The organism is Mesobacillus jeotgali (assembly GCF_031759225.1).
GTDB classification, from domain to species: domain Bacteria; phylum Bacillota; class Bacilli; order Bacillales; family Cytobacillaceae; genus Mesobacillus; species Mesobacillus jeotgali_B.
Genome location: NZ_CP134494.1, coordinates 2,629,781 through 2,655,446 on the forward strand (window position 1 = coordinate 2,629,781; position 25,666 = coordinate 2,655,446).

General features: G+C 39.0%; 35 protein-coding genes and 1 other annotated feature. Of the genes, 8 read left to right on the forward strand and 27 right to left on the reverse strand.

Features of this window, described 5'->3' with window-relative positions; all coding sequences use genetic code 11:
• Positions 1-156: 156 nt before the first annotated feature.
• The 6 genes from RH061_RS13125 to ltaE form a co-directional block, all read right to left on the reverse strand.
• Entirely contained in the window at positions 157-1,437 is a 1,281-nt protein-coding gene (locus RH061_RS13125; RefSeq protein ID WP_311070771.1) for a S8 family peptidase, read from the reverse strand.
• Positions 1,438-1,861: 424 nt separating this feature from the next.
• Complete coding sequence (locus RH061_RS13130; RefSeq protein WP_311070772.1) at positions 1,862-2,608, reverse strand: STAS domain-containing protein; 747 nt, start codon at positions 2,606-2,608, stop codon at positions 1,862-1,864.
• Positions 2,595-3,257, reverse strand: coding sequence for a cobalamin B12-binding domain-containing protein (locus tag RH061_RS13135; RefSeq protein ID WP_311070774.1), 663 nt, complete (start codon positions 3,255-3,257; stop codon positions 2,595-2,597). The genes RH061_RS13130 and RH061_RS13135 overlap by 14 nt, the downstream gene beginning before the upstream one ends.
• A gap of 11 nt (positions 3,258-3,268) precedes the next feature.
• Positions 3,269-3,637 carry a hypothetical protein gene (locus RH061_RS13140; RefSeq protein WP_311070776.1) on the reverse strand — a complete coding sequence of 123 codons (369 nt, stop codon included), beginning with the start codon at positions 3,635-3,637 and terminating at the stop codon, positions 3,269-3,271.
• The gene (locus RH061_RS13145; protein ID WP_311070778.1) at positions 3,634-3,939 is read right to left on the reverse strand and encodes an antibiotic biosynthesis monooxygenase family protein; all 306 of its coding nucleotides are present in this window, start codon (positions 3,937-3,939) and stop codon (positions 3,634-3,636) included. The genes RH061_RS13140 and RH061_RS13145 overlap by 4 nt, the downstream gene beginning before the upstream one ends.
• Positions 3,940-4,211: 272 nt before the next feature.
• Positions 4,212-5,237 carry a low-specificity L-threonine aldolase gene (gene ltaE, locus RH061_RS13150; RefSeq protein ID WP_311070780.1) on the reverse strand — a complete coding sequence of 342 codons (1,026 nt, stop codon included), beginning with the start codon at positions 5,235-5,237 and terminating at the stop codon, positions 4,212-4,214.
• A 135-nt stretch (positions 5,238-5,372) separates the two neighbouring features.
• Between ltaE and RH061_RS13155 the strand changes: the two genes are divergently transcribed.
• Together RH061_RS13155 and RH061_RS13160 are read left to right on the forward strand one after the other, a co-directional pair.
• The gene (locus tag RH061_RS13155) at positions 5,373-5,798 is read left to right on the forward strand and encodes a CBS domain-containing protein (protein ID WP_311070781.1); all 426 of its coding nucleotides are present in this window, start codon (positions 5,373-5,375) and stop codon (positions 5,796-5,798) included.
• 94 nt (positions 5,799-5,892) lie between these two features.
• Positions 5,893-7,448 (forward strand): IS3 family transposase gene (locus RH061_RS13160; RefSeq protein WP_311070782.1). Its coding sequence is split into 2 segments (ribosomal slippage): positions 5,893-6,532 and positions 6,532-7,448, totalling 1,557 coding nucleotides; the frame shifts between segments, so codons are not numbered across the junction.
• A 64-nt stretch (positions 7,449-7,512) separates the two neighbouring features.
• Here the strand turns inward: RH061_RS13160 and RH061_RS13165 are convergent.
• The 4 genes from RH061_RS13165 to RH061_RS13180 all read right to left on the reverse strand — a co-directional run bounded on the left by RH061_RS13165 (position 7,513) and on the right by RH061_RS13180 (position 9,838).
• Positions 7,513-7,971 carry an STAS domain-containing protein gene (locus tag RH061_RS13165; protein ID WP_311070784.1) on the reverse strand — a complete coding sequence of 153 codons (459 nt, stop codon included), beginning with the start codon at positions 7,969-7,971 and terminating at the stop codon, positions 7,513-7,515.
• A 131-nt stretch (positions 7,972-8,102) separates the two neighbouring features.
• Positions 8,103-8,240, reverse strand: a complete 138-nt coding sequence (locus tag RH061_RS13170) for a hypothetical protein (protein ID WP_023614008.1) — start codon at positions 8,238-8,240, stop codon at positions 8,103-8,105.
• 687 nt (positions 8,241-8,927) lie between these two features.
• On the reverse strand, positions 8,928-9,536 hold the full coding sequence (locus tag RH061_RS13175) for a hypothetical protein (RefSeq protein ID WP_311070785.1): 609 nt from the start codon (positions 9,534-9,536) through the stop codon (positions 8,928-8,930).
• A 152-nt stretch (positions 9,537-9,688) separates the two neighbouring features.
• Positions 9,689-9,838: a hypothetical protein gene (locus RH061_RS13180; RefSeq protein ID WP_311070786.1), complete on the reverse strand. Its 150-nt coding sequence runs from the start codon at positions 9,836-9,838 to the stop codon at positions 9,689-9,691.
• A 269-nt stretch (positions 9,839-10,107) separates the two neighbouring features.
• Here RH061_RS13180 and RH061_RS13185 point away from each other — a divergent pair, with 269 nt between their 5' ends.
• Entirely contained in the window at positions 10,108-10,242 is a 135-nt protein-coding gene (locus tag RH061_RS13185) for a BA3454 family stress response protein (RefSeq protein WP_311070787.1), read from the forward strand.
• Positions 10,243-10,318: 76 nt separating this feature from the next.
• Here the strand turns inward: RH061_RS13185 and RH061_RS13190 are convergent, their stop codons facing one another.
• The 7 genes from RH061_RS13190 to RH061_RS13220 form a co-directional block, all read right to left on the reverse strand.
• A complete protein-coding gene (locus RH061_RS13190; RefSeq protein WP_311070788.1) occupies positions 10,319-10,720 on the reverse strand; it encodes an anti-sigma regulatory factor in 402 nt (133 codons plus the stop codon).
• A gap of 4 nt (positions 10,721-10,724) precedes the next feature.
• Entirely contained in the window at positions 10,725-11,081 is a 357-nt protein-coding gene (locus RH061_RS13195; protein WP_102263056.1) for an STAS domain-containing protein, read from the reverse strand.
• Positions 11,082-11,643: 562 nt separating this feature from the next.
• On the reverse strand, positions 11,644-12,660 hold the full coding sequence (locus RH061_RS13200) for a C40 family peptidase (RefSeq protein ID WP_311070789.1): 1,017 nt from the start codon (positions 12,658-12,660) through the stop codon (positions 11,644-11,646).
• 407 nt (positions 12,661-13,067) lie between these two features.
• Positions 13,068-13,499 carry a hypothetical protein gene (locus RH061_RS13205; RefSeq protein WP_311070790.1) on the reverse strand — a complete coding sequence of 144 codons (432 nt, stop codon included), beginning with the start codon at positions 13,497-13,499 and terminating at the stop codon, positions 13,068-13,070.
• Positions 13,500-13,605: 106 nt separating this feature from the next.
• A complete protein-coding gene (locus RH061_RS13210; protein ID WP_311070792.1) occupies positions 13,606-14,466 on the reverse strand; it encodes a DUF421 domain-containing protein in 861 nt (286 codons plus the stop codon).
• An 11-nt stretch (positions 14,467-14,477) separates the two neighbouring features.
• The gene (locus RH061_RS13215; RefSeq protein ID WP_311070793.1) at positions 14,478-14,681 is read right to left on the reverse strand and encodes a DUF1657 domain-containing protein; all 204 of its coding nucleotides are present in this window, start codon (positions 14,679-14,681) and stop codon (positions 14,478-14,480) included.
• 186 nt (positions 14,682-14,867) lie between these two features.
• The gene (locus RH061_RS13220; protein WP_311070794.1) at positions 14,868-15,338 is read right to left on the reverse strand and encodes a hypothetical protein; all 471 of its coding nucleotides are present in this window, start codon (positions 15,336-15,338) and stop codon (positions 14,868-14,870) included.
• A gap of 251 nt (positions 15,339-15,589) precedes the next feature.
• Here RH061_RS13220 and RH061_RS13225 point away from each other — a divergent pair, with 251 nt between their 5' ends.
• A complete protein-coding gene (locus RH061_RS13225; protein ID WP_311070795.1) occupies positions 15,590-16,753 on the forward strand; it encodes a TIGR04053 family radical SAM/SPASM domain-containing protein in 1,164 nt (387 codons plus the stop codon).
• A 143-nt stretch (positions 16,754-16,896) separates the two neighbouring features.
• Complete coding sequence (locus RH061_RS13230) at positions 16,897-17,193, forward strand: HesB/YadR/YfhF family protein (RefSeq protein ID WP_167832540.1); 297 nt, start codon at positions 16,897-16,899, stop codon at positions 17,191-17,193.
• A gap of 37 nt (positions 17,194-17,230) precedes the next feature.
• On the opposite strand, the gene argS is transcribed toward RH061_RS13230, so the two are convergent.
• Both argS and RH061_RS13240 read right to left on the reverse strand, forming a co-directional pair.
• On the reverse strand, positions 17,231-18,928 hold the full coding sequence (gene argS / locus RH061_RS13235) for an arginine--tRNA ligase (protein ID WP_311070796.1): 1,698 nt from the start codon (positions 18,926-18,928) through the stop codon (positions 17,231-17,233).
• Between the two features lie 42 nt (positions 18,929-18,970).
• Positions 18,971-19,183, reverse strand: a binding site (T-box leader).
• 39 nt (positions 19,184-19,222) lie between these two features.
• Positions 19,223-19,699 (reverse strand): GNAT family N-acetyltransferase, encoded by a 477-nt coding sequence (locus RH061_RS13240; protein WP_311070799.1) that lies wholly within the window; start codon positions 19,697-19,699, stop codon positions 19,223-19,225.
• A 323-nt stretch (positions 19,700-20,022) separates the two neighbouring features.
• Here RH061_RS13240 and RH061_RS13245 point away from each other — a divergent pair, with 323 nt between their 5' ends.
• Together RH061_RS13245 and RH061_RS13250 are read left to right on the forward strand one after the other, a co-directional pair.
• On the forward strand, positions 20,023-20,160 hold the full coding sequence (locus tag RH061_RS13245) for a hypothetical protein (RefSeq protein ID WP_311070801.1): 138 nt from the start codon (positions 20,023-20,025) through the stop codon (positions 20,158-20,160).
• Positions 20,161-20,257: 97 nt separating this feature from the next.
• Positions 20,258-20,680: a hypothetical protein gene (locus tag RH061_RS13250; protein ID WP_311070803.1), complete on the forward strand. Its 423-nt coding sequence runs from the start codon at positions 20,258-20,260 to the stop codon at positions 20,678-20,680.
• Positions 20,681-20,747: 67 nt separating this feature from the next.
• Here the strand turns inward: RH061_RS13250 and RH061_RS13255 are convergent, their stop codons facing one another.
• The 7 genes from RH061_RS13255 to RH061_RS13285 form a co-directional block, all read right to left on the reverse strand.
• On the reverse strand, positions 20,748-21,353 hold the full coding sequence (locus tag RH061_RS13255) for a LysE/ArgO family amino acid transporter (protein ID WP_311070805.1): 606 nt from the start codon (positions 21,351-21,353) through the stop codon (positions 20,748-20,750).
• A gap of 119 nt (positions 21,354-21,472) precedes the next feature.
• Complete coding sequence (locus RH061_RS13260; RefSeq protein ID WP_311070806.1) at positions 21,473-21,646, reverse strand: hypothetical protein; 174 nt, start codon at positions 21,644-21,646, stop codon at positions 21,473-21,475.
• Between the two features lie 8 nt (positions 21,647-21,654).
• Complete coding sequence (locus RH061_RS13265) at positions 21,655-22,113, reverse strand: NUDIX domain-containing protein (protein WP_311070807.1); 459 nt, start codon at positions 22,111-22,113, stop codon at positions 21,655-21,657.
• Positions 22,094-22,477, reverse strand: coding sequence for an HIT family protein (locus RH061_RS13270; protein WP_311070808.1), 384 nt, complete (start codon positions 22,475-22,477; stop codon positions 22,094-22,096). The genes RH061_RS13265 and RH061_RS13270 overlap by 20 nt, the downstream gene beginning before the upstream one ends.
• Positions 22,478-22,534: 57 nt before the next feature.
• Positions 22,535-22,996, reverse strand: a complete 462-nt coding sequence (locus RH061_RS13275) for an NUDIX hydrolase (protein ID WP_311070810.1) — start codon at positions 22,994-22,996, stop codon at positions 22,535-22,537.
• A gap of 13 nt (positions 22,997-23,009) precedes the next feature.
• Positions 23,010-23,717, reverse strand: coding sequence for a class I SAM-dependent methyltransferase (locus RH061_RS13280; protein ID WP_311070812.1), 708 nt, complete (start codon positions 23,715-23,717; stop codon positions 23,010-23,012).
• A gap of 191 nt (positions 23,718-23,908) precedes the next feature.
• Entirely contained in the window at positions 23,909-24,505 is a 597-nt protein-coding gene (locus RH061_RS13285; RefSeq protein WP_311070814.1) for a class I SAM-dependent methyltransferase, read from the reverse strand.
• Between the two features lie 240 nt (positions 24,506-24,745).
• On the opposite strand from RH061_RS13285, the gene RH061_RS13290 reads away from it, so the two are divergent.
• The gene (locus RH061_RS13290; RefSeq protein ID WP_311070815.1) at positions 24,746-24,949 is read left to right on the forward strand and encodes a YbbN family protein; all 204 of its coding nucleotides are present in this window, start codon (positions 24,746-24,748) and stop codon (positions 24,947-24,949) included.
• A gap of 28 nt (positions 24,950-24,977) precedes the next feature.
• Here RH061_RS13290 and RH061_RS13295 read toward each other — a convergent pair whose 3' ends face one another.
• On the reverse strand, positions 24,978-25,559 hold the full coding sequence (locus RH061_RS13295; protein ID WP_311070816.1) for a hypothetical protein: 582 nt from the start codon (positions 25,557-25,559) through the stop codon (positions 24,978-24,980).
• Between the last annotated feature and the right edge of the window lie 107 nt (positions 25,560-25,666).

The window sequence follows — 25,666 nt, forward strand, 5'->3', positions numbered from 1 at the left end:
ACAATTTAAACAGTTCTAAAGTACTATTTTTTTAAAAATTCTATATTTTATAAATTGTTTCTTCATATATTACATCAATTCATGAAATAAAGCCACCCGGATCAAACAACCCGAATGGCTGGCAGAGATATATGTTTGTGACACTTTCAATTAATATTATCTTACACGTGGGAAACCGAATCCAGACGCGTAGTCATCGCCTGTAGCTGCTCCTGTTCCGCCTTTGATGTCATATAGCTTCGCACGCCTTTGGATTTCAGAACGAAGCTGTGAATTGCTCCAAGACTTATTCGAAGACCATAATTTAGCTGCAAGACCGGAAATATGTGGCGTTGCCATTGATGTACCGCTCATAGTTGTGTAGTTTCCATCTACAGCTGTTGAATAGATTCCGCCGCCTGGGGCTGCAACTTCAACATCCTTTTCCTGGATGTAATAATCACCATCCGTATTTGGGTTGCCACGAGAAGAAAAGTCAGAAACCTTATGTGTACCATTAACGAATGCATTATCGAGTGACGCAACCGCGATTGCATTTGTTAGAGCACCCGGATATCCAATCGTGTTGGCACTTGGTCCACTATTGCCTGCTGCGGCAACAACTAGTGCGCCTTTGCTATATGCATAGTCAACAGCACTTGCAATCATGGAATCCTTGCCGCTAGATCCTAATGACATCGAGATGACGACTTTAGTTCCTGTGCGCACACCCTCGTCTGCAGCATGGCGGATTGCCCCTGCAATGTCATCTGAGTATCCTGAACCATTATCTCCTAATACCTTATAGCCCCAAAGTTCTGCTTCCGGCGCCACTCCATACACTCCTGCTCCATCGTATCCACCATTGGCGACAGCTGTACCGGCAACATGTGTGCCATGTCCCTGGCGGTCAGTACATGTTCCATTGACCATGGAAGATGACGATTGGGTGAAATCCTTACATTGTTCAACATTGTCCGTCAAGTCAATGTGGTTGCGGTTGATACCTGTATCCAGGACAGCTACCTTGATTCCGTTTCCTCCGCTTGTGGATTGGATGTAATTATCATTATAGATCGCTTGGATGCCCCAAGGAGTCTGGTCAGATGGATAAGATGCCTGGGCAGTGTACTCACCCTTACCTTTTCCTTTGCTGTTTCTTTCAACACGAGCATCAATTGAATGGATCCCTACCTGTGAAACTTCGATATTTTTATTCTTTAACAACGCTTGATATTGCTTGCTATTTACCTCGGCCGTAAATCCTTGATTACCAAAATCCCAGCGCTTGCCATACTGTTCTTTTACTTTTGCTTTTTCAGCACTCGGACCTTTAATTAAAACTCGGTAAGTATCCTGGCTTTCTTGCACTCCTGCACCAAAAGCCCCTGTCGCAAACAACGAAACTCCCATTGCTAAACTAAGTACTGCAGATCCAAGTATTCTCTTCTTTTTCATTCTTTTGCTCCTCTCACCCTTGCAAATTTTTCAGCTGGCCGGCTGCAGAGATAAGTATATTTTAAATTTTCAGCCAATATCAACAGATAACTAAGCCTATTTGATTGGGAAAAATGTATATATGATATGGATGTCAGTTTGTATTTGGAAGTCTTTTACCAATTTATTTTCCAATTCAAAAACGTGTTCAGACTGGTACTAAAATTCTTTAAGAACTGGTTTCTTCCTTATATAGATTTTAAAATAACATGGTACCAATGACATGGTGAGCCAATATAAAAAATGGAAAATCCCCATTCTTAAATATTGGGAAACCACTGCTTAAATAGGATTAATTGCTAAAAGGACACTAAAGTTATGGCCATAAATATCTCTTTTTCAAGAACAAAAAAACACTTCGATAAAAATTATCGAAGTGTCTAATCTAGATTGATCTTTTAAACGCTTTGCTTAGACTATTTAAATAAGGAACATCAGGGACTGTCTTTGAATTATTAAGGTAAAAGGCATGATTCGGCTTAATACCAATAATCAATGGCTGAAGCCCCATCATCTGCAGTTCCTTAACCAGTGCTACAAAAGCTTCTACTCCTTCAATTGTAAACTCTCCAACCCCATTAAAATCGAAAAGTACTTCCTGATATCCACCTTCTTGCGCTTTCTCCAATACCCTCTGTTCATTTTGAAAGATCAGTTCATGATCTAAATTCCCAAAAAGCGGCACCAATGCTGCACTTTTGGTTAATCTGATGAATGGGCATGACAAACTTTTTATCTCGAAAAGGGTCTTTTCGACCAACTCTTTTTTTTCAAGAAGCTCAATATTCGTATCTGCCAGCCGTTTACGATGTTTTTCAACAATACCTTCTAACTCCATAAGCCGGTGGTCTTTTTCAATACAAATGACATGGCCCTTACTTTCGTTCCAGTTTACACTAATATCAAAAAGGGCGTAGGGCGATTCTTTGGTTTTCATGATCAATTCACCTTCCGCCCTGCCTGTTTTATTTCCCAATATAGACTTCGTCTTGGCATGGCTTTCCCAATCCACCAAATCAAGAAACTTATCTCCTATACTAAAAGTTTCCGAGCTGATTTGAGAAAATTCTAATATATTATAGTCACTATCTAATAAAAAGTAAGGCTGCGGTGAAAATTTAAGATCCGACATTTGAGTTCACTCCATGCTGGTGACGATCCAGCCAATCATTTACTTCTTCCAGATTTTTAAGGAAAAGTGTCTGTTCCGACCCATAACGGTCAAATTCATATTGACTTAGCAGTCGCCCGCCTACAATCACAGCTGGACGGTTTGGCAGTTCCTCTAGCTCTTTAATATAAGGGCGAAGCTGTTCCGCATGGTAAAGAATCGAAAAAGAGAGACATATTGCATCCGGCTTCCATTCCACGGCGGCCTTTTTAATATATTCCAGTGGAAGGTTAGGCCCATGAAACTTTGTTTCCCAACCATATTCACTGAACAACTGGCTAGCCATTTTCAGTCCAAGATAATGCTGTTCATTCTCAACACAAAGAAACATCGCTTTTTTCCCAATTAAGGAAATTTGCATGTCCCTGCCCTTTTGCCAGCTGTATCGAGCCAATATATAATCACATGTCGAAGTTGCCAAATGTTCATCGGCAACAGTGATTCTATTAGTCTCCCATAAATGGCCGATGTGCCTCATTGCGGCCGTAATGATGTTTTCGTAAATATATAAACTGTCTTTCGAAGCCTTTCTCTCGGCTTCTAACAGTTCCCAGGAGGCATCCTGATCACCTTCAAGTAAAAAATGAGAAAGCTCTATTGCCTTGTCCATGTCACCTCACCTCAATCATTTAATATTGCATTTTCTGATAATGAAGCATTCGCGCGTTCAAGCATATTAATAAATGCTCTTGCAGATTGATTATCATTTGTTTTTTCAAAAGCACCGATCAACCTATTAAAATTGTCTATAAGATGCTCTGTCCTCATCCCTCTTGAAGTCAGTATCCCATTTAACCAATGGGCATAATCAATGAAGTATTTTTCCTCATCCATGCTAGCCGCTGTTTGAAGATACTTAATATGATGTTCATTGTCCTCTTTGCATTTTTGACGTCCGCGTTCTCCATATTTTTCGAGCAGGATAGGATAATCCTTGTAAATCCCGTCGGTAACCTCTTCTATAATTGAATTGATTAATGTCTGATTCATTGTGCTACCACCTGGTATCGTCCAACAGTAGGCCGTATGGAAGCAAGTTCCTGATCGGGATAATTCTTTTCAAGTTCATGAACTTTCTTATATGCGTCACTCGTAATATATTTTATATAATTTTCCTTCGATTCCCAGCAGATTTGGACGGTCAACTCTGAAGGTTTTTGTTCGTTTTGAAGCAAATTAAAGGAAATGAATCCTTCATATTCATCTACCAGCCGGGATCTTTTTTGATAGATTCCTATCACCTCATCTACCTTGCCCTCTGGTATTTCTACAGTTGAATGAACGATATACATTATTCATTTCCCCCTATTTCCTTTTGAGACATAGTACAATTATACATTTCTAGTAGTTGCCATTCAAATTTACTACGTTAATAGTAGAAACGGATGATCACTTATTTAGGATTTCTTACCTTTTTTAGAGTCTCAACTTTAAAAGTAGATAAAGAATTCCTCCTGTATATCTATTATGGTTATGCCTGGTTTATAACAAGGCTGTAGGTCTCTATAAACATCCAGGTTTCGTTCCTATAAAAAAAGCTGGATGTGACCATCCAGCTTTTGCTTTATTGTCTGGCAACCTTGGCTATCGCTTCGATTGCCTTCTGAATTTGATCTTCATTTACATCATAATGAGTTACAAAACGAACAAAAGTAGGGCCAAAGGTACCGGAGATGATCCCTTCAGCGCGGAGTCTTTCGACAAAAATATCGGAAGTCATGTTTAGACCTTCTACATCCGCAACAATAATATTCGTTTCCGGCTGGCGGGCAAGCTTCATACCTGGAATTGCCTCAATTGCTTCAGCCAATATCCTTGCATTCCATTGGTCTTCTCCCAATCTGTCTTTCATTTTTGTCAGGGCAATTAAACCTGGTGCCGCAATGACCCCAGCTTGTCTCATGCCGCCCCCTAGGCGCTTTCTCCATTTGCGGGCTGTCGTGATAAATTCAGCATCACCGGCAATGATGGAGCCGACTGGAGCTCCAAGTCCCTTTGAAAGACAAATCTGGACTGTATCTGTGTTTTTAGCAAATTCCTTCACATCCACACCTGCAGCAGCCGCGGCATTGAACAATCTGGCACCGTCAAGATGAACAGGTACTCTATTTGCCTGGGCAATATTATAGATCGATTTCATATTTTCAACCGGTACGACTGCTCCACCTGCACGGTTGTGAGTATTTTCCAAACAAATCAATCCAGTTTCTGGGAAATGAATATCTTCCGTTCTTATCGCGTTTAAAACATCCTGTGGGTCCATTGCTCCCCTCTGCCCAGGTATGGTCCTCGTCTGTACTCCGGCAAGTGCAGCGACAGCCCCTGATTCATAATAAAAAATATGGGATTCTTCCTCTAATAATAATTCTTGTCCTGGCCGGCAATGCGTCAGTACAGCAATTTGATTGCCCTGTGTCCCGCTTGTCACAAACAAAGCAGCTTCCTTACCTAGTATTTCGGCTGCCGTTTCTTCCAATTCCCTGACTGTTGGATCCTCTCCATAAACATCATCCCCCACATCAGCTATGTACATGGCTTTGCGCATTTCTTCTGTTGGTTTTGTGACGGTATCGCTTCTAAGATCAATCATGTTTTTCCCCCTCTTTTCTAGGCTCATTTCGTATTTACTCATATTTTACCAACAGATCCTGCAAAAAACTAACAGTTTCTCCTTATTAGCTTTCGGGTAATCATCCTATATACATTTGAAAAGGAGGAAGAACTTGTGAATATTGAAAAAGTCATGACTAGAGATGTAGAATATTGCAGTCCTGATACGCCAATCCATGAGGTAGCAGCTAAAATGAAGGATCTTGATGTGGGGGTCATGCCGATTTGTGAGAATGACCAATTGACAGGCTTGGCTACAGACAGGGATATTGTTTTGAAAGCAGTCGCACAAAATACTTCAATGGATACACCCATTTCCGAGGTCATGACAACCGACCCAGTCCGAGGAACTGTCCATATGACCGCTGAAGAAGCTGCTGATTTAATGGCCGAAGTGCAAATCCGCAGGCTCCCGATTGTAGAAGACGGAAAAATGATTGGGATTGTATCATTAGGAGATCTTGCCGTCACCAGTCAGATGGAGGATGAAGCAGGACAAGCTTTAGAAGAAATCTCAACTCCATCTCAACCAGAAAAATAAACCGCAAAATAACCCGCCAGAGCTATGATATGCTCCCCTATAGGTAGACAGATTAAAAAATAAAAATCTGGCTGCTTATGGGGGAGTATTTGTTATGTCCAAAAGATATTACTCTGCAGAAGAGAAATACGAGATATTAAAGGAATTAGATGAGCATTATTCAACATATGATCTTGAGTCAAAATATAACGTGCACCATTCAACGATTCTAGACTGGAAACACAAGTATGATAGGTATGGTTTGGATGGTCTAAAAGAGTCTTCTACTTGGAAAAAGTATTCTAAGGAATTGAAGCTAGCTGCCATTAGAGATTGTCTGTCTGGGACGTATTCTATACGTGAGGTTGCTAGATTGTATGAAATATCGGATGCATCTGTCCTCAGAGGTTGGATTAAGAAGTATAATAGTCATAGTGAATTAAAAGATACGTCACAAGGAAGGACGAGCTCTATGACTAAGGGAAGAAAAACAACTTGGGAGGAACGAATACAAATTGTACTTGACTGCTTGGGAAACGGAAAAGATTATCAAGAAGCAGCTAATACTTATAATGTTTCTTATCAGCAAGTTTATCAATGGGTTAAGAAGTATGAAAATGGCGGAGATGGAGCGCTAAAGGATAAACGTGGTCATAAGAAAGAAGAAGCTAAACTAACCCCAGAAGAGAAAATCAAACTTCAAATGAATAAGTTAGAAAGAGAAAATGAACGGTTACGTGCGGAGAATTTATTCTTAAAAAAGTTAGAGGAGATCGAAAGGAGGCAAAAATAAGCCAAATACGATTTGAGGATAAGTACATCGCTATTCAGGAGCTTCACAAAAAAGAGAATTTAAGTATTAGTTTACTATGTGAAATCGCAGGGATTGCACGATCCGCATACTATAAGTGGCTTAATCGTACTCCTTCTTCACGTGAAGTACTGAATGAAGAAATCATTAAAGAGATGAAAATTCTTCATGTAAAAGTTGATAGCACCTTCGGCTATCGCCAAATGACCCTTCACATGAATAGAAAGTTCGAGGAGAAACTTAATCATAAAAGAATCTATCGCTTGATGAAAGTGGCTGGATTACGCTCTGTCATTCGTATCAAGAAGAAGCAATATAAACGCTCTACACCTCAACATGTGGCAGACAATATATTAAATCGTGAATTTACAGCCGAAAAACCAAATGAAAAATGGGTTACAGATGTAACAGAATTTAAGTATGGTCAATCCAAGAAGGCTTATTTAAGTGCGATTCGTGACCTTTATGACGGATCAATTGTAAGTTATGTTCTAGGACACTCCAATAATAATCAACTGGTATTCAAAACGCTTGATCAGGCGACAGTATTTTTGAATGGAGAACACCCTCTCATCCATAGTGACCGTGGATTCCAATACACCTCTAAAGGGTTCAAACGTAAGATAGATGCGGCAAAGATGACACAGAGCATGTCACGAGTTGGTCGGTGTATTGATAATGGGCCAATGGAGTCTTTTTTTGGGACTTTGAAATGTGAGAAGTATTATTTACATAAATATAAGACATTCGAGGAACTTACCACTGCGATAGATGAGTACATACATTTTTATAATCATGAAAGATATCAAAAAAGATTAAACGGCCTTAGCCCTATGGAATATAGAGCTAAAGCCGCTTAGATCATTTTTATTATTTCCGCTGTCTACTTGACAGGGGGCAGTTCACTACTTTGGCGGGTTCGCTTTATTCTGATATTTTTCTGAATTCCAACCCTTTTTCTTTCATTAAATGCTTTAATGCTGATTGAAAAGTCGAGAATGTCTGTGCTTCTAATTTTATTCCATCGAGTACCATTCGCTTGACAAGTTCCGGATTCATCCCTACGAATAACGTTTTAACACCCATCAATGACATGGAAGAATCCATTTCATGCAGCTCTCTTCCTATTTCCTCAAGGCAAACCCCCTCAACTCTTTCTCCACTGATATCAGTCAAATCAATGATTGCGGTTTCAATATCCTTATTATGAATAAAGTTAAGCAACTTTCCGCGGATTTTATCAAACCGTTCAGCTCGAATTAGCCCTGTGATTGGCACCAGGATAGTTTGAGGAACAATGGAAGGTATAATGGGTGCGGACATTTCAGAAATAATCGTTTCATATTCTTGAATTTTATCTTCTAATTCTCTCAGCCTGTTCATTTCCAACCTGCTAAAACCCTCCCGAAATCTTTTGGTTACAGTATCTCTGCTTTTTCTATCATACATATATTGATCATGTTTGTATAGAAAAAAACTGCTTCTACATATTGAAGCAGGGAGGATTGATTATATTAATTGATTACGTTGATTAAATGCATGATATCTTCATAAATTTGTTCCTGATATTCGTCATCACAACATCTTTTATAATCATCAATCAAACGTCCAAGTTCTTTTAAAAAGATTAATTTTTCTTCTTCGTTGATCATGGCAAAATTCTCCTTATTAGGACAAAAGTCATGTGAGGTTAAATTTATCATATTTAAATCTTTAAAACAACCAGAACTTTTTTAATAAGACATTATTATATTTTGTAATTATGGAGAAACTATGCATTATGTGAAAAAAGTTTTGATTTGAGTCAGAAAGGAGCCACTATGTTACATAATATATTCAGGCTTGGTCTGCTTTTAATTTCATGGTCCACTTTGTTATTATATCCAAAACGGGCATTCAAGCAGTTTCTTCCTGTCACGATATTTGTTACAGGATTAGTATCTATTTTACTGGTTCTATCACACCCATATAAACTATGGAAAGTATCCGGGAGTATTGGAACGCGCATTTACAATGATCTTACTTTCACGCTTGGCCCTTTTTTTGTGGCAAATCTATGGGTGTTCAAGCTTGCGTTCGGAAACATCTGGCAGTATTTAGGAATAAATCTTGTGATCGATTATTTATTAGCATTCCCTATGAGTAATCTTTTCAGGAAAATGGACATCTATCAATTACAACGTCTGAAACCAATATATTTCTTTAGTGTAATTTATTCCTTTGCGATTTTAGCCTACGGCTTCCAGTTTTATTTTCAAAAATTAAGGCGACGTTCCTTTTTTCGCTAATATGATTGAATAATAAAAACCCTTTCATCAAACTGATGGAAGGGTTCTCTACTATTCTTCATCTATTGTGATAATTTCCATGACAAGTTCGATTCCTTTTGTATTCTCGATATAATCGATGACGGGATCCACTTCGTTTCTAAGCTTCGGGCTCAACGGCAATTCAATTTTTTCATTATCATAAGTAAAAATCAACTTATCAGGCGTTAATGTACCGGCCTCTTTCTTGTTAACTTGTTTCATTTCAGTGATTCTATCCCACGGATATACGGTTTGCTCTAATTTCCAAAGCTCATCATAATATAAGCCATCCTTATCCATATAGTAATAATTGTCGATACTTAAGTAGCCGCCCGCAGCCATGATTAGCAGTGTAAAAATGGAAGCAATAAATACATTGAGACTTCTTTTTCTCGATTCATCTGTTTTGAAAAGATAGACGGCTATGATAATCAGCAATACTGGAATAATTAACAAAATGGAAACCATTGTAATATAGGAAGACATTGGACTGTCAAAAAACCATTGCGACTTATCAATGTAGATGGATTGATGGATGAAAGTAACGATAAAAATCCCAATTGGTAAGGATGCGAAGAGAAGAATAACTGCGAATGTTATCAGCAAGCTCCCCGCTCGGTCAGCATTATGTGCATTCAAAATATTGTTCCCCTTTTCTTTTCTCTATATTTCCATAATATATATTCAACTTAAAGTAAAAAATTTCCTTCTAAAAAAGAGAACTTTTTAATTTTTCAAGCCAATAACAAACAAAGAAAAAACAAGCTGGACTAACTCCAGCTTGTCTTCCACTATTTTCTGAGGTTTTCTTGATCCTTTAATCTATTTTGCTGATCGGGTTCTCTACCCTGATTTTTGAACTCATCAATCTTTTTCTCTTCCCCTAATTTTTCTCGTTCATATTCGACCAGGCTTTGCTGATCCTTTTTCGAATCTGCCATGGTACTTCCCTCCTTAATCTTTGTATTCATCTATTCCCTTTAACAAAAATGGCCAAACACCAAGGCTTAATCTGCAACACTTTTGTGTTTTCCAGAAACTACACATTTTTTTATTATCGATGTTGTTCCATTCCTTAGCAAGACACATAATGCAAAAAAAGAGTGATTGCTGCCAGTATCCGATGTTTATTCAACCTCGATAGTTGGTAAAAAGAAGAACACGGAAGGATTACAGATCACGAAAACACAGAAGGAAAGGATAATGTACAATGAGAGAAGTAACAGTTTCTGTAGACTTAAAGGGGAAGAATTATTTAACGAATGTCATAGCTGATCGTGAAACATCAGAGGAAGAAATCATGGAGTTGGCACGAAAACAAGTTCAAGAGCAATGGCTCTTTTAGATAGTGAAAAGGATGTCCAGCTTTCGCTGGACATCCTTTTTCATTTTGTCGTAATTATCCTTACGTATATCACTTGTTACCTCGCCCATTTGGTAATCGTGATTTTAGTACCGGTTCCGGGCATTGAATCAATATCAAAGCTGTCCATCAACCTTTTAACTCCTGGAAGCCCCGCACCAAGACCTCCTGAAGTAGAATACCCATCCTGTAAGACCATCCGGATGTCATTTATGCCTGGACCATCATCAGCAGCAGAAATCTGAATCCCTCTTCGGCCGTTTTCTTCTAAGACCTCGATAGTAATTTTTCCGCTTCCGGCATATAAATAAATGTTTCTTGCGAGTTCAGAAATGGCTGTAGTTATTCTTGCTTGGTCTACACCGCCAAATTGGAGTTCTTTCGAAACTTCTCTCCCTTTTTGACGGGCAAGCACTATATCAAATTCATTATTAATATTAATAATAATCGGTTCTGTCATCTGGCTAACCCTCTAACAATTGGCTTAAAATCGAAATTCCTTGTTCAAGATCCAGTGCAGTATGGACGTTTTCCAATGTTATGCCAAGTTCAATCAAGGTAATAGCGACCGCTGGCTGGATACCGGTCAGCACAGCTTTAGTGCCCATCAGGCTTGTCATTACGATCACGTCACCCAAAACTTTTGCAATGAAAGAATCAATCATATCTACAGAAGTCAAATCGATTACAACACCTTTTGCTCCTGTATCTTTAATTTTATTTAACAGGTCTTCTTGAAAAGTGAGTACCGTCTGGTCATCTAGTTCTACTTGAATTGAAACCAATAAATAATCTTTTAATTTTAAAATAGGAATTCTCATTTTATATGCCTCCAAATCATTAAACTCACCAGAATTCACTATGTACAAATAATTTTCATTTTAAATGGTCAACATCCAACCACTTGCACGTTAGTAAATAAGATTTTAATTGGATTATACGCTATATATAATATGGTTTACAAATTAAAAGCTGTGTTAAGTAAAATGATAGTCTTCGTTTAATAAAAATGGCTCTGTTAAACTGGGCTGTTGATTTTCGTTCCATGCGCTTCGCTTTCCGCGGGGAAGAATAATGAAAAATCCCAGAGGCCGGATTTTTCATAAACCAATTCTTCCTTGCAGTCGGGGAGCCTCCTCGTCGCTTTATGCGCTTGCGGAGTCTCCCCATGACTTGCTCTTCCGGCAGGACATTGATTGGGCATCTTCGAACTTGCCCACGCACGAAGGAAATGCGGTAGCATTTTCGAGGAGTCTTCGCGCCTTCCACTACAATCAACATGAGATAAAAAAACATTTCGCTTAAAAAGATCCAATAAAATAAAAAAACCTCCAAATTGGAGGTTTCGAAATTCAAGCAGCAGGGTATTGGTAAACAATCAGATTAAAATGTTGTTTTAGCGCCCAGATAACGCGGCTTCCAATAAGAGTTGTTCATGTCACTGATTTCTACACCTCTTGAAGAACCAGCATGAATGAACTTACCATCACCTAGATAGACACCAGCATGAGAAGGACCTGCTTTATATGTCTCAAAGAATACAAGGTCTCCTACGCGTGGAGTAGAAACAGATTTTGTTGCTTTCCAAATGGTTTCTACTGTTCTAGGGATCGAAATGCCAACATTGTTATATACGTAATTTAAATAACCTGAACAATCGAATCCAGCCGGGGTGCTGCCGGCCCAAACATATGGTACTCCTATATACTTTTTCGCTTCACCGATCAATGAATTCACCTTAGATGTTGAACCATATGTGGCCATTACTGTTGTATTGGATGCTGACACATTAGTCGCTACTGGTGTTGTTGATGAACCGGATAGCTTCAATACCTGACCAGGATAGATCAGATGAGATTTCAGATTATTGATAGACATCAATTGTGATAGCGATAAATTATGGCGAGCAGCAATCGTTGACAAATTGTCACCGCTACGGACTGTGTATGTGCTGGACGTATTTGCTGTTGGAGAGCTTGCTGTTGTTGCAGCAGATCCTGAAACTTTCAATTTTTGCCCAGGGTAGATAACATCAGATGTTAATCCGTTCAAGGATTTAAGTCCACTTATGGACTTTCCGTACGACTTTGATATTCCCCATAAGGTATCGCCTGATTTTACGATATAGGTAGAATCAGATTCCTTGACGTCAGTATGTGATTCGGATGAATGACTGTGAGGAGCTAAGACTGATAGTTTTTGATTTACATAGATTGTTGTGCCTGAAAGATTATTCCACTTTTGAATATCATTTATAGCAACATTATATATATTTGAAAGCTTCCATAAAGATTCACCGGACTGGACTGTGTGTAATTTATCATGAGCACTAGCTGATCCATTGAATGATGTAAATAAAATCCCTGCTGTTGCAGCCACCGTTAAAAGCTGTTTTTTCATGTTGAGCAACTCCTTTGATTTCGTTACAAATTAATAGTAGAGTTTCCCAAACTTGTTTTGAATCTATAAATATTGGTTTGTGAGGAATAGTTTTCCTCTGGTAAAAATACCGTTTACATGGCAATTAATCGCTAAACCCTATTATTACAGGGATTGAAGGGGCTTTTTTCCTTATTAACTCTCTTTTTGTTACATTAATGAAATATAAGTTTAATATTGCTGTAACTTTACCAAACTATGTCACTAGGACTATTTCGCTTTCATAACAAGGTAAAAAGGAACTAATTCATTGAACATACAATGACTTTCATTACATCTATAAGACACCAAGAAAGTCTCGCTGAAGGCACAGCGAGACTTTTTTGGTGTCTATTATTAAAATCTGTTTTAGTACGGAAATAACCTTACTAAAGGTTGCGCTTAATCAATTGATCAGCTAATTGATCCACCTGCTGGCTATTTCCTGTGTCTTTGGCGGCTGAAGCAATTTGGTTAATCATTTGACTGCTCTCCGGGTTCGTCGAGGTAGTCGAATGGAAACCTGTAGTACTGTTCGCCTTATTTGTATCTAAACCTGAGGTTATTTCTTTTGCAAATTCTGTAATACCTGCCGCCATTGGCTTATTAAAAGCTGATCCAGCATTAGAATTTTGGATAAGCTGCCTCATTCCACCTCCCATTCGATTACGGAAAATAAACGCTGCTGCAGCACTTGCTACAACTCCCATAATCGAGTAGGTCATGGAGCGATTTCTCTTCCGTCTGTATCCGAACATTTTCATCATATTCTGAGACATATTCGATTTCATCAACGTAGAAATCCATGCAGATCTATTCATCCGGCAGCACTCCTATTTTGAATTAGAGGAGTATTTATATCTCCCCCATCAATTAGTATTTGATTTAGTCTAAGCGTTATACCGGAAATGATTACATAGGATTTGTTTACTCTTTCAGGTACGGCTTTACTTTTTGGATGGCTTCTTCCAATTTTCTTGCGTTCTTATTATACAGATCCTGAGCTTCAGAAGTCTCTGTTTCAAGAGCAAATATTTCAAGGTCTGCTTGGCATTTTTTCAGCATGGCCAACAATAACTTCCCCGGTTGAGGTGATGGGATTTTAACGTTGTCATCATATGTATCAATATATAGCCTGCCATAAGAATCGACTTGACCTATAAACACATTATCAAGAGTTACTCCTACTTTAGCTAACTCAATGTCCAGCCATGCTTTGTTTTTCCCAGCCAATGATAATTGATCATTCAATACATTTCCATCCATGATGACCGTATTCGTTTCTTTTTCAGGAGTTACCGGCATGTTTAAATCATTCGGAGTTAATGGGAGGTATTCCTTTTTTAACAATACACTCAAATCACCTTTTGGCTCTAGAACAGCAAACTCAACGTCTGCAGTTTTGAAAACATTTTTCTGCCTTAACAAAGAATTCAATTCATCAATTGTATATTTTTCCTTTTTCAGATTCTCTTCCATCACTTTTCCATCTTTTATTATTACCGTTGCCTTACCCTCAAATAAATCCCTGAACTTTTTGCTTTTAATTCCAATAAGGTCATGCAAATATGTGAATGATCCAAATATAACAATTGCCAATACTCCATGAAGTAAATTACCTTCCATACCCATTATTACTTCGCCAGCAATACTTCCTATCGTAATGCCCGAAACATATTTAAAAAAAGACAGCTCAGACAGTTGCTTCTTTCCACCAATCTTCGTGATTGCAAATAATGTCACAACGAATAGCACAGACGAAATAATAATGTGCGTCCATTCATTCATTTCCTCACCTACTAGCTTTTATGTTGGGGATTTTTTATTTCAATATGTGTTATCCTGTTTTGCAGATCTGTCTTTATTTCCCCAAGAACTAGCATTGTGTCATGAAAGGTTTTACTTGCTTCAGGCACAGTGGTGCTCAACGCCATTAAAGATAACTGTGCTTCAATTCCTTTTATCGTTGATATTAGTTGATTAACGTCTGATACTATTGTCAAATTACATCCCCTCTGCAAAAAAAGAAAAGGGCCGGTTCCACCTGCCCCTTCCAGGACTTTTTACCAACTGTATTGCACATCAATTGGTACTGTTTTAGTTTAGTATGGCATGGCTGAAAAGGAATTATTCGGTGCGATGAATAAACAAAAAGCCATGAGGATGCTTTTCAGCAAGCCCATGGCTGGTCAAGGTTTATCATCATTTACAATGATTCTTGTATTATACAGGACATAGCCATTTTCCCATTTGGCAAGAATCTCCAAGGCGTAATCCCCAGAAGCTATATTAGACGACTCGAGGTTCAATGGGTATGCTGTTAGTTCTTTGTATGCGAGTTTGCCTGTCTCCATTTCCCATAAGTAACATTTAACCGTATCAGGTGAGTGATTAAATAATAGCTCAATATTGTCACTTGGATCAACAATGAGTGGAGTGGATTCTCTTACAAGGACAGCAGGGTCAGTATTAATATCTGCTGAAGCAGTCCTTCCCCACTTCCTTAATGAATAAGTTACAGGCTTTACCTCCACAACATGCTTGGCAGCAACAACTTCTAATTCAGGTGGAGCAGGCTTATAAAGGCTATAAGTGATCCAACTGGATATGCTTACTACAACTAAAATAGACAAGGTGATCCACGGAACTGACTTCTTCACTGATATCCCCCTTTTTCCCAATCCTGATGCTCCCTATAAATAGACGTTGTGGTCAGAAAATAAGTTTCAAATTATTCAAATAATTTATTGAAAGCTGTGTTTGCTATTCGGTGTTCTCAGGATTATAGAGGAAGTCTTGTCTATACTTTTTAGTGTGGACCATTTTCGATATTATGTAACATTCATTACATGCGCATAAAATCACATATTTTATAATGAATAAATAAAAGATAAAAAAGTTGGTGATATTTATGCATGAAGTTGGACATTCCCAATCCTCAGGCTTCCATCCTGGAATGGTTGATTTTGATGAAAATCCTTACATCGTTATTTGGGAAGTTACAAGGGCTTGTCAGCTTAAATGTTTGCATTGCAGGGCAGATGCTCAGAATAAACCTGATCCAATGGAATTGACCCCTGAAGAAGGTAAAAAACTGATCGACCAAATTTTTGACATGGGTAATCCCATGCTTGTTTTTACAGGCGGAGATTGCATGATGCGGGAAGACCTTTTTGACCTTGCAGATTATGCAATAAAAAAAGGGATGCGCGTGTCCATGACCCCTAGTGCAACAGATAATGTGACAATGGAAAAAATGCAAAGGGCTAAGGAAGTTGGGCTCTCACGATGGGCTTTTAGCCTTGATGGCCCTACTCCAGAGATCCATGATCATTTTCGCGGAACTCCCGGTTCATTTGAACTTACGATTGAAAAAGTAAAGTACTTGTACGAATTAAACATGCCATTGCAGCTTAATACCGTTATTTCCCGCTACAATTATGACCACCTTGAACAGATGGCAGAATTAATGAAAGAACTAAAGGTAGTAATGTGGTATATCTTTTTGCTTGTGCCGACAGGTCGGGGACAACTCGATGCTTGCTTAACTCCGGCAGAACACGAAAAAGTGTTCAGATGGCTTTATGAGTTAAGCAAAACTGCACCATACGACATCAAGACCACAGCTGCCCAGCATTACAGACGTGTGGTATACCAGCAAAAAGCAAGAGAAAATAAACTCACCAAAGAACTAGGCATCCGCTATGAGGATACATTGACTAAAGATATGGCCTCCGTCATTGATGGGTTAAAGCGGGCTCCTAAAGGGGTGAATGACGGCAATGGTTTTGTTTTTATTTCCCACACCGGCGATGTCATGCCATCAGGGCTCCTGCCCCTTGTCGGAGGGAATATCCGTGAAAAGCCATTAGCAGAAATATATAGAAACTCCCCTATTTTCAAAGACTTGCGCAGTCCTGACAAATACAGCGGGAAATGTGGCGTTTGTGAATTCCGCTATGTATGCGGCGGTTCACGTTCGAGAACCTATGCTGTCACTGGAGACTATATGGCCAGTGAGCCTTTTTGTGTTTATATCCCCGAAGCAATGCGTAAAAAGGAAATTAGTCTTTAGGCTTTTCAGCTCCTCATCTGGGGAGCTGTTTTTAATTTGAACATTTTTGACAATGTCATGACATTGCGAAAAGTGTGACATAAAGCACGGCAGCCAGTACCTTTGAGGTTTTACAATAAAGCTAACGAAAGGATGGTGCAAAGATGACAATCAAGATTGATCAAAACGCATACAAATGGTTTGAAAAGGAATTTGATACACAGAAACCGTTTCACATCCGCCTTTATCCTCAATATGCCGGGTTTGGCGACAAGAATAAAGGTTACAGCCTGGCATTCTCACTTGAAACTCCTGCCATAGCCGCCGAACAGCAAGAGATTGACGGCATCACATTTTTTGTAGAAGCAAACGATACATGGTTTTTTGACAAAACAGATGTAGAATTGAAGTACAGCGATACCGCTGGTGAAATTTTCGCCAGTTATATAGAACATAATTGAATCTAAAAGAGTCCCTGGTTGATACCAGGGACTCCTTTTACATTTCTTTTGGTGCCTTGATTCCCAGTATTCTAAGGCCTTCTTCGAGCACAGTGCTTACACAATGGACCAATAGAAGACGTGCATTCTTTTCTGCATTTTCTTCGAGGATGCGGACTTCTCCATAGTATTTATTAAATGCCTGGGACAAATCAAGAACATATTTAGCAATCAGAGATGGATCATTTTTATCAATCGCTCTCTTGATTGTTTCCGGAAAGTTCTGTAGCTCAGTGATCACTGGCCACTCAGCGATAGCAGCCATTTTGAAGTCTCCATTCGCCCCTTCATATCCTCCCTTTTTCAATAACGATTGTGCCCTTGCATTTGTATATTGAACATAAGGTCCTGTTTCCCCTTCGACCTTTAACATTTCTTCAAGGGAAAATTCAATGTCGTTCATCCGAAAATTCTTAAGGTCATGAAAAACAATTGCGCCGGTACCAACCATTTTTGCAATCTCTGCTTTATTTTCCAAGTAAGGATTTTTTTCTTCTATATTCTTTTCTGCCAGCTGAATGGAATCATTAAGAACATCTTCGAGCAAGACTACCTTCCCTTTTCTCGTGGACATTTTCTTGCCATCCTTTAACATCATGCCAAATGGAACATGAATAATACCATCAGCCCATGGGAATTCCATTTTTCCCAGCACTGCTTTTAGCTGTTTAAAGTGCAGACTTTGCTCATTGCCGACCACATACAATGATTTTAGAAATAAATATTCCTCGAATCTGTACTTAGCTGCGGCTAAGTCCCGCGTAGCGTACAAAGTCGCGCCATCCGATTTCTTTATCAAACATGGCGGTAGTTCATGACCTTCCAAGCTGACTACCTGTGCCCCATCCGAATCTATAAGCAGCTCCTTGTCTTTTAGCATTTCCACGATTGAATCCATTTTGTCATTATAAAAAGCTTCTCCGGCATATGAATCAAACTCAATTCCCATGAGATCGTAAATCTTCTTAAACTCCTTAAGTGACTCATCCTTGAACCATTTCCATAGCTCAAGTGCCTCAGCATCCCCATTTTCCAGACGCCTGAACCAGTTCCGTCCCTCTTGCTCCAGCTCAGGCTGGCTTTCTGCTTCATCATGAAACTCTATATAAAGCGCCAGCAGCTCCTGTATTGGGTTTTTCTTTACTTTCTCCTCTGTTCCCCAAAGTTTATATGCAGTGATGAGCTTGCCGAATTGAGTTCCCCAATCTCCTAAATGGTTGATTTTTACGGTCTTATATCCAGCCTTTTCATAAATAAGCGACAATGAATTTCCTATAACAGTTGACCGCAGATGGCCCATGGAAAAGGGCTTAGCGATATTGGGGGAAGAAAGGTCAATTGTCACAATCTGATTTTCCCCAAGATCAAGGTCACCGTAATGATTCTTCTTTTGCCCGATTTCAATGAAGAGTTCTTTGGTCACTTTCGGCTTGTTTAGGAACACATTTACATAGCCACCGGCCGCTTCAAAACGTTCCATCGAATCATCAATTGAGCTTTGCAACCGAGCACTTAACTCCTTCGCAATCTCGACTGGCGGTTTTCTCATCGTTTTTGCCAATTGGAAGCACGGAAAAGCTAAGTCACCCTGATTCAGAAATTTCGGTTTCTCAATAATACGTTCTATTTCTGAAGACGTGAGAACCCCCTCTAGCCCAGCGGCAAGCACTTCTGCATACAGTTTTACATAGTCCATCAAATGACCCCCCTTATAAAAATAAAAAACTCCCGTCTCTAAATAAGAGACGAGAGTTATCCCGCGGTACCACTCCAATTGTTCCGAAATTCGGAACCTTCTTCCATTGATAACGGGTAAATCCCGGCAATCCCTACTCAAATTCAGGACCGCATCTCAAAAGTGCGCTTCATTATTCTGATGCACCAGGCTTCCACCGTCCCTGGCTCGCTGAAGCAAAGATAGAATAACTACTCTCTTTTTCATCGATTTGATATTTTTACCATTATAAACAACTCTTCAGACCTTTTGCAATCATTTTTTCGCATATAATCCGGTATTAAATTCTTGGATTGAACGATTGTGATCATCGACCTTTTCAATATAGTTGCCGCCAGTATAATCGCCAATCACTTTACGCCAGAAGTTCCTTGCCGGCTCATTTTTCTCTACCTGAGTGATACTCCAGTTCCCCAGGAATTGATCAAACAGCTTGACCGCCGCTGCTTTCCCAAATCCTCTTCGGTAGAATTTACTCATGATAAAAAACTCCAGGATGACATTCGGATCTCCACTTTCAACCATGGCAAAACCCGCCAGTTCTCCCTCATGCATGATAAAAAAAGCATGTAAATCGACTTCAGTCCAATACGGTTTTAAATCAAATGGAGCAAAAAATCCCGATTCTTCAAGTTTGATATCCTGAAAGACAGTAAATTCGTAGATATAAAATTGTATTAAATTTTGGAGAATTGCTTCATCCTCCTGTTTTACACTCACTAATTCAATCACATGGATTCCCCTTTTTTATAGACTAATAAAAGAATTCGTCCATTAAATTAGAAATCCTCTTTTATCCTAAAAAGACCTCTCTTGACGGAGAACCTGGATTTTTAGATAAGGCCAGCACTTGAAGTTTATTTCAATCCACCTTGCTAAGCTCTCTGCCAGCCTCAAAAAAGGTTAGATAAATCATTTCACTCGTAGTTATATAAATAGGCAGCCCTTATTTTCTTTTCTATGATACAAGCTGATGCTCGTCCGATATTTTTACATATGATGTTGTTGTAAGGTTCGGATCTTACCTATCTTCTAAAGTGGAGGGAGGTGGAGAGATGTTAATCACTGCGATTGTAGTTCTTTTGTTGGCAATTGCTTTGGTCGTTGCAATCTTGTTGGCTCAGGATGCTTTAGTTGACGTCCTTTTCAACTGCATCGGCGAGGTAATTGCTACAGAAAACGGTGCTGCTTAATCTCTGAAAGATTTGTGACCTGAAGTTCCTTACAGTCTCCCTGGCTATACCGGTATTAGCCGGGGAGATTCTATATTAAAAGAAAGGATGATGTTAGATGAATGAAAAAGATTTAAAGCCACATATTGAATCCTTAAAAAAAGAACCGTCACTAGATGGAATACTTAACTTCACACAGGCGATTTTCAATCAATTACCAGAAGGAAGAAAAGATGATAATGGCCATTCACAGAAAAGCCAATTAAATGCAGATAACCTTAATTCTCTTATGACAGCTGTACAGGGATTTGTAAATCCAACGACTTTATCATTGTTTTCCAAGACATTGAATAAATCAGACTCGAAAAAAGAAGAAGCAAATACTTCAGGATTAGAAAATAAGGTAGAACAGCTATTAGGGGAGTTGAAGGATGTTAAAGTGCAATTGGATGCAATGAAGAGCGAGCTAGCAGAAAACAATAAGCGTGTGGATGGACTTGAGTCAGAAGTTCAATATCTTCGACGTCGCAGAAGACGATAAGAAACAAGAGCCCTTCATGATTTATGAAGAACTCTTGTTTCTCTCTCTTTGCATAACTTCCTTAGCTTTAAAAAGTCAACGCCAGGTAAATGGCCGTTCCCCACATAATTAAAGCGGAAATTTTATTTAAGATAATGTGAAAACTATTTGATTTCCCTAACATCCCCACTTGCCGTCCAATTAAGGCAAGAACGAAAAACCAGATCCAGGAAGTCAAAATACAGGCAAGTGCAAAGGTGAATTTCGCTGGTCTCGCATAGTTCAATGAACTCGTTCCAATTACCCCGATTGTATCCATAATCGCATGCGGATTAAGCAAAGAAACCGATGCCGCAAAGGTTATCTGTTTTTTCGGGGAAAAGGCTTCTGCCTCTGCAGTTACATCAGTTGGCCTGCTTCTCCAAGTTAAAAAACCCATGTAGATTAAAAACAGAGTGCCAGCTGATATTAACAACGTACTTAACCAGGCAATTTTTAGAACGATCACTGATATACCGAGAACTGCAAGAGTGATCAAGACTGTATCACTGATCGAAGCTGTCAAAATCACTGGCAAAACTCGCCTATATTGTTTGTGCATTGATCCCTGATTGAAAACAAATACATTCTGGACTCCTAATGGAAGAATCAATCCGAAAGCAAGGATGAATCCATGAATTCCCGCAGCTAGCATATTTCCTTTTCCCCTTTTTCAATCCAACTAGAACTAATATTAATACCAACCCACCATATCCAACCTCTAAAAAAACTCCTACACAACACAAAAGGACTTAAGCCTAAGTCCTTTCAAATTTATTCATTAAACATTTTCTCCAAAATACTGAAAACTGCTAAACTGACCATAAACGCAAAAATGCCAGAGTAAATTTTATTTTCCCAATCAATCATATTATTCGCGATTGTTAGAATTGTAGCGATAAAAAAGCTTGCGACAAGCACTTGTTTTAGATTTAATCTTCTTTTCATTATAACTCCTAATGTTCTAACTGATGAATGTATTCTAAAATTGCCAAATCAACCTGGTCGATGTGAACAGTTTCTTTAAGGTCCCAGAGTTTTATTTTAGACATTTCTTGGTTTTGTTGAAAGGGGGACAGAAAATAAGTTGTCGAGTAGTATAATGGGTTGAACTTTTCTGCTCCGTTAAGATGATTCCTTACCCATGCTAGGACAACAAATTTAAGATCCATGACGGATTGTCCAGTTTCTTCAAGAAGTTCTCTTCTAGCACAATCCAAAGGGGTTTCATCATTTTCCCTTTTCCCGGCCGGTAGTTCCCATTGCTGCCTTAAAGTGTTATATCCAATTAGATATTTTCCTCTCACCATCATAATGGCGTATGATCCTGCCAGCGGCTGGTATTGCTCCATATCCATTACGTTTATTTCAAGTATGTCTATTAACTCAAAACCATTATTTTGTTTCGTGATCATGAAGCAACCTTCCTTGCCCGTCTCGTATCCTCGGACCAAAATGAACATGCCAGTGCAAATGCTTGTTGCTTTGATAGTTTCCTATGTTAGTAGAAATGGTGCATGCTCCAAAATCCTTCTCGAGCTTAGAGGCGACCATCTTTACTACCTTGAGAACATCATTCAGAATCTCCGTTTCATCATCCGATACTGTTAAAAATGATAAAATATGTTTTTTAGGAATGACAATAATATGTACCTCATAATATGGCCGAGTATGATAAAACGCGAGGGAATGCTCCGTTTCATATACCTTTTCAACCGGTGTTTTGCCTGATATAACTTCCTCACAATAGAAATCTTCCCATTTTTGTTCAGTCGTCATTTGAACACTCCTGTATAATTTTTCAGGGTCATTAATAACATATATATTCAGCTTCTTTTAACAACAGTCTATGGTGTTTTGTTGAATATAATGTTGTATAAAATCCAGATAGCTTTTTTGCAAACTATCGGGCAATTGATGCAAACTGAAGAATTGCAGATCGATCGACTCTAGTTCATCCGACACGAGTTCACCTTTATAATCCTTTGTTGAATAGACAGTAGTTACTGAGTAAAGTTCGTCACCGTTTGCGACTTTCAAGTAATATTGTCCACCTGAAAACACACCCTCGAGCTTCAATTCTCCTATGTCGAGTCCTGTTTCTTCTTTAACTTCCCTTCTTGCAGTTTCTTCAAGACTCTCTCCTAATTCCATCAAACCGCCCGGAAGCCCCCATCCACCATCACTTCGATGCTGGAGCAGTAACTGGCCTACATCATTAAATATAAGCACGACTGCTCCTGGTAAAATCAGTGGCCTATGGCCGACCAGCCTTCTTAGCTCACGTATATATCCCAATTTATTCACTCCATTATTTATTTTTGAAAAGGGCAGCTAAAAGAGCAGATGTCCCGAATTTTTCGGTCTCAGAATTTAAGTCCCTCATTTTCCGGATTTCAACCGGTGTGAAATGGTGAAAAATCCCCTTAAGCTTTTCATCAGTAAAGCCTAAGCCGCCGTGCATGCTTTTCCTTCTATACACTTCCCAATCAGAAATATCCGCCCCACCAAGCTCTCCTCCCTGTACAAAGCAGGTTAGCGCAAATGCACCATCAGGCTTTAAAGCTCTCTGGACGAGATCAATATAGCTCATTCTCCTATGCGGCGGGATATGGTGGAAGCAGCCTGAATCGTAGACAAGATCATATGTACCCTCTTCAATTTCCATTTCAAAAATATCCTTTTGAATAAAATTCACTTGAACCTTTTGTTCTATTGCCCTTTCTTTAGCCCATTCCAGTCCTTCTGCCGATTGGTCGACGGCATCAACATAAAAACCGTGCCGGGCCAAATAAATAGCATTCCTCCCTGGTCCACAGCCTAATTCCAAAGCTTTTCCTGCTTTTATTTTCTTCAATTCCATATATTCCATTAAATTCTCATCAGGATGATCTTTAAAAAAAGGAATTTTTCTCTCGCGGTCAGAGTAAAACTGATCCCAATTGAACTCGCTTTTTTCTTTCAGAAGTTGATCTAGCATTCTTAATAAATCATCATAGCTATGAATTGTTTCTTTCATAATACCTCCCCAGACTTCTTCCCTGTTCACCCTATCAGCAGTGAAACAAGGTTGAGTTGACACTTGTGGTGCGTCTCGATTTGTCCTATCATTTCTCCTTTGTATATAATTCGACAATCCATTGGAAAATCCTTGTAAAAAACACAAAAAAGCGACCTTCTTTTATGAAGAATCGCCTTGTCTATCATGCCTTATTTTTCAATTATTGCTTGAATAATATGTCCAACACCGGTATGCAATTGGCCTTCGATTCTCTCCTCTTCTCCGTAGAAGAAATGCAATGTTTTATATCCTTTCACCCACTGTAGCAGGTCAACTGGATCGTATAGCATATCTATTGTTTTTGGCCCGCCTGTTCCATAACGGACCTGGTCTTCTGAATATACTTCCATCATGACTATGCCGCCAGGTTTTACAGCAGATACTAGTTTGTCGAATACTGTTTTTTGGTCCTGTTTGGAAAAATGGCCAAAAACCATTATGGCTGCGTCAAATTCCTCAACTGGTACCTGTTCTTGGATAAGGTCCTTTTGTTTTGTGGTGATATTGACTCCATAACGTTGAGCCAGTTTTTCCGTCTTTTTTAAGCCATTAAGCGCATAGTCATAGGCAGTAACTTCATAACCTTCTCGCGCAAGGTAAACAGCATTCCTGCCTTCTCCTTCAGCGAAGCAGACAACTTTTTTCCCCTTCTCCAGCCTGTTAGACTGTTTTTTTATAAAAAGATTTGGCTCTTCACCGTACACATACTCTTCAGAACCAAAACGCTCATGCCATGGATTTCCCATACACTGTCACTCCTTCCTCATTATTATACCCATTACCCTTTTTTTAGTATGATTAAAGAACAGAAGGCTAACCTAATTATTAATGGGTAAAAAATGATAGGAGGTTGATAAAAGTTGAAAGAATTAATGTCGATGGACGAAGTCAAAAGCTTGATAAGCAATAATGAATTAAGCTTCATTTATGTATTGACTGACAGTTGAAGCGTCTGCCATGGTTTGCTTCCTCAGGTTGAGGAAGTCATGAAGGATTTCCCTAAAATCAAAACAGGATTGGTAAACGCAGGAAAAGTTGAAGAGATCGCTGGATTTCTAATGGCTTTTACCGTACCCGTCCTCGTCCTCTATGCAGATGGGCGAGAATATTTGAGGGAAGCCAGGATCGTACAAGTTGAAAAGTTGAGAGATGATATCAACAAAATATACGAAGGATTTTTCGGGGAATGAGTGTAGAGCTTGGGAATGACCAAGCTCTTTATTGTTCGTTCAAATTTAAATTTTTTTCAAATATCAATTTTCCATTAGAATTATACCCGGAGATTTTAGTGACAAGACTCTGGGCATCTACAATACCTGATTGGTGGTACCAGAATTTCCTGCTATTACTGGATATGATTTTTGCAGTGTACTTACCATGGTTAACTTCCAAAATGATCTTAGAAATTTCCGGTTGGTGGATTTCTCCGAGGAACACGGTATTATATCTGCTATTCCCATCAAGGGAATAGTCTCCGAGCAACCATGTTGCCACACCAAATGATAGAGGTTCAGGATCTCCTGCAGGATGCCCAAATTCTGATCCCCCTCTGTATTGCCAACCTTTATCTGATTTAACATAGTGAGTGACGCCAAATCCTTCTACTTGTTCATATATTGAAAATGCATTTTGCCCCTTTATCTCTTCAGTAAAAATAATGTTGTCAGGCGCGATCCCACTGTCCAACATTGCCTGTTCAATCGTTTTTTGGTCTGGTTCAGTGACATTTATCTGGTCCTTAGTGCAACCGGCAAACAAAATGCTTGTTGTTAAAAAAACTGTAAAGACTGTTTTATTCAAAAAGATCATCCTCTCTCCTTTACTGTAACATACGTATTTCCTCAATGTATGATGGAATTTCAAGGTCGTTTAATTTCGTAAAATGGGATTGTCAATTACAATATAAC

Excerpts from the sequence above, each read along its gene's own strand:
- RH061_RS13125 (WP_311070771.1), bottom strand. The coding sequence starts at position 1,437 with ATGAAAAAGAAGAGAATACTTGGATCTGCAGTACTTAGTTTAGCAATG.
- RH061_RS13130 (WP_311070772.1), bottom strand. The coding sequence starts at position 2,608 with ATGTCGGATCTTAAATTTTCACCGCAGCCTTACTTTTTATTAGATAGT.
- RH061_RS13135 (WP_311070774.1), bottom strand. The coding sequence starts at position 3,257 with ATGGACAAGGCAATAGAGCTTTCTCATTTTTTACTTGAAGGTGATCAG.
- RH061_RS13140 (WP_311070776.1), bottom strand. The coding sequence starts at position 3,637 with ATGAATCAGACATTAATCAATTCAATTATAGAAGAGGTTACCGACGGG.
- RH061_RS13145 (WP_311070778.1), bottom strand. The coding sequence starts at position 3,939 with ATGTATATCGTTCATTCAACTGTAGAAATACCAGAGGGCAAGGTAGAT.
- ltaE (WP_311070780.1), bottom strand. The coding sequence starts at position 5,237 with ATGATTGATCTTAGAAGCGATACCGTCACAAAACCAACAGAAGAAATG.
- RH061_RS13165 (WP_311070784.1), bottom strand. The coding sequence starts at position 7,971 with ATGAACAGGCTGAGAGAATTAGAAGATAAAATTCAAGAATATGAAACG.
- RH061_RS13170 (WP_023614008.1), bottom strand. The coding sequence starts at position 8,240 with ATGATCAACGAAGAAGAAAAATTAATCTTTTTAAAAGAACTTGGACGT.
- RH061_RS13180 (WP_311070786.1), bottom strand. The coding sequence starts at position 9,838 with ATGGCAGATTCGAAAAAGGATCAGCAAAGCCTGGTCGAATATGAACGA.
- RH061_RS13185 (WP_311070787.1), top strand. The coding sequence starts at position 10,108 with ATGAGAGAAGTAACAGTTTCTGTAGACTTAAAGGGGAAGAATTATTTA.
- RH061_RS13190 (WP_311070788.1), bottom strand. The coding sequence starts at position 10,720 with ATGACAGAACCGATTATTATTAATATTAATAATGAATTTGATATAGTG.
- RH061_RS13195 (WP_102263056.1), bottom strand. The coding sequence starts at position 11,081 with ATGAGAATTCCTATTTTAAAATTAAAAGATTATTTATTGGTTTCAATT.
- RH061_RS13200 (WP_311070789.1), bottom strand. The coding sequence starts at position 12,660 with ATGAAAAAACAGCTTTTAACGGTGGCTGCAACAGCAGGGATTTTATTT.
- RH061_RS13205 (WP_311070790.1), bottom strand. The coding sequence starts at position 13,499 with ATGAATAGATCTGCATGGATTTCTACGTTGATGAAATCGAATATGTCT.
- RH061_RS13210 (WP_311070792.1), bottom strand. The coding sequence starts at position 14,466 with ATGAATGAATGGACGCACATTATTATTTCGTCTGTGCTATTCGTTGTG.
- RH061_RS13225 (WP_311070795.1), top strand. The coding sequence starts at position 15,590 with ATGCATGAAGTTGGACATTCCCAATCCTCAGGCTTCCATCCTGGAATG.
- RH061_RS13230 (WP_167832540.1), top strand. The coding sequence starts at position 16,897 with ATGACAATCAAGATTGATCAAAACGCATACAAATGGTTTGAAAAGGAA.
- argS (WP_311070796.1), bottom strand. The coding sequence starts at position 18,928 with ATGGACTATGTAAAACTGTATGCAGAAGTGCTTGCCGCTGGGCTAGAG.
- RH061_RS13245 (WP_311070801.1), top strand. The coding sequence starts at position 20,023 with ATGTTAATCACTGCGATTGTAGTTCTTTTGTTGGCAATTGCTTTGGTC.
- RH061_RS13250 (WP_311070803.1), top strand. The coding sequence starts at position 20,258 with ATGAATGAAAAAGATTTAAAGCCACATATTGAATCCTTAAAAAAAGAA.
- RH061_RS13255 (WP_311070805.1), bottom strand. The coding sequence starts at position 21,353 with ATGCTAGCTGCGGGAATTCATGGATTCATCCTTGCTTTCGGATTGATT.
- RH061_RS13260 (WP_311070806.1), bottom strand. The coding sequence starts at position 21,646 with ATGAAAAGAAGATTAAATCTAAAACAAGTGCTTGTCGCAAGCTTTTTT.
- RH061_RS13265 (WP_311070807.1), bottom strand. The coding sequence starts at position 22,113 with ATGATCACGAAACAAAATAATGGTTTTGAGTTAATAGACATACTTGAA.
- RH061_RS13270 (WP_311070808.1), bottom strand. The coding sequence starts at position 22,477 with ATGACGACTGAACAAAAATGGGAAGATTTCTATTGTGAGGAAGTTATA.
- RH061_RS13280 (WP_311070812.1), bottom strand. The coding sequence starts at position 23,717 with ATGAAAGAAACAATTCATAGCTATGATGATTTATTAAGAATGCTAGAT.
- RH061_RS13285 (WP_311070814.1), bottom strand. The coding sequence starts at position 24,505 with ATGGGAAATCCATGGCATGAGCGTTTTGGTTCTGAAGAGTATGTGTAC.
- RH061_RS13290 (WP_311070815.1), top strand. The coding sequence starts at position 24,746 with ATGAAGGATTTCCCTAAAATCAAAACAGGATTGGTAAACGCAGGAAAA.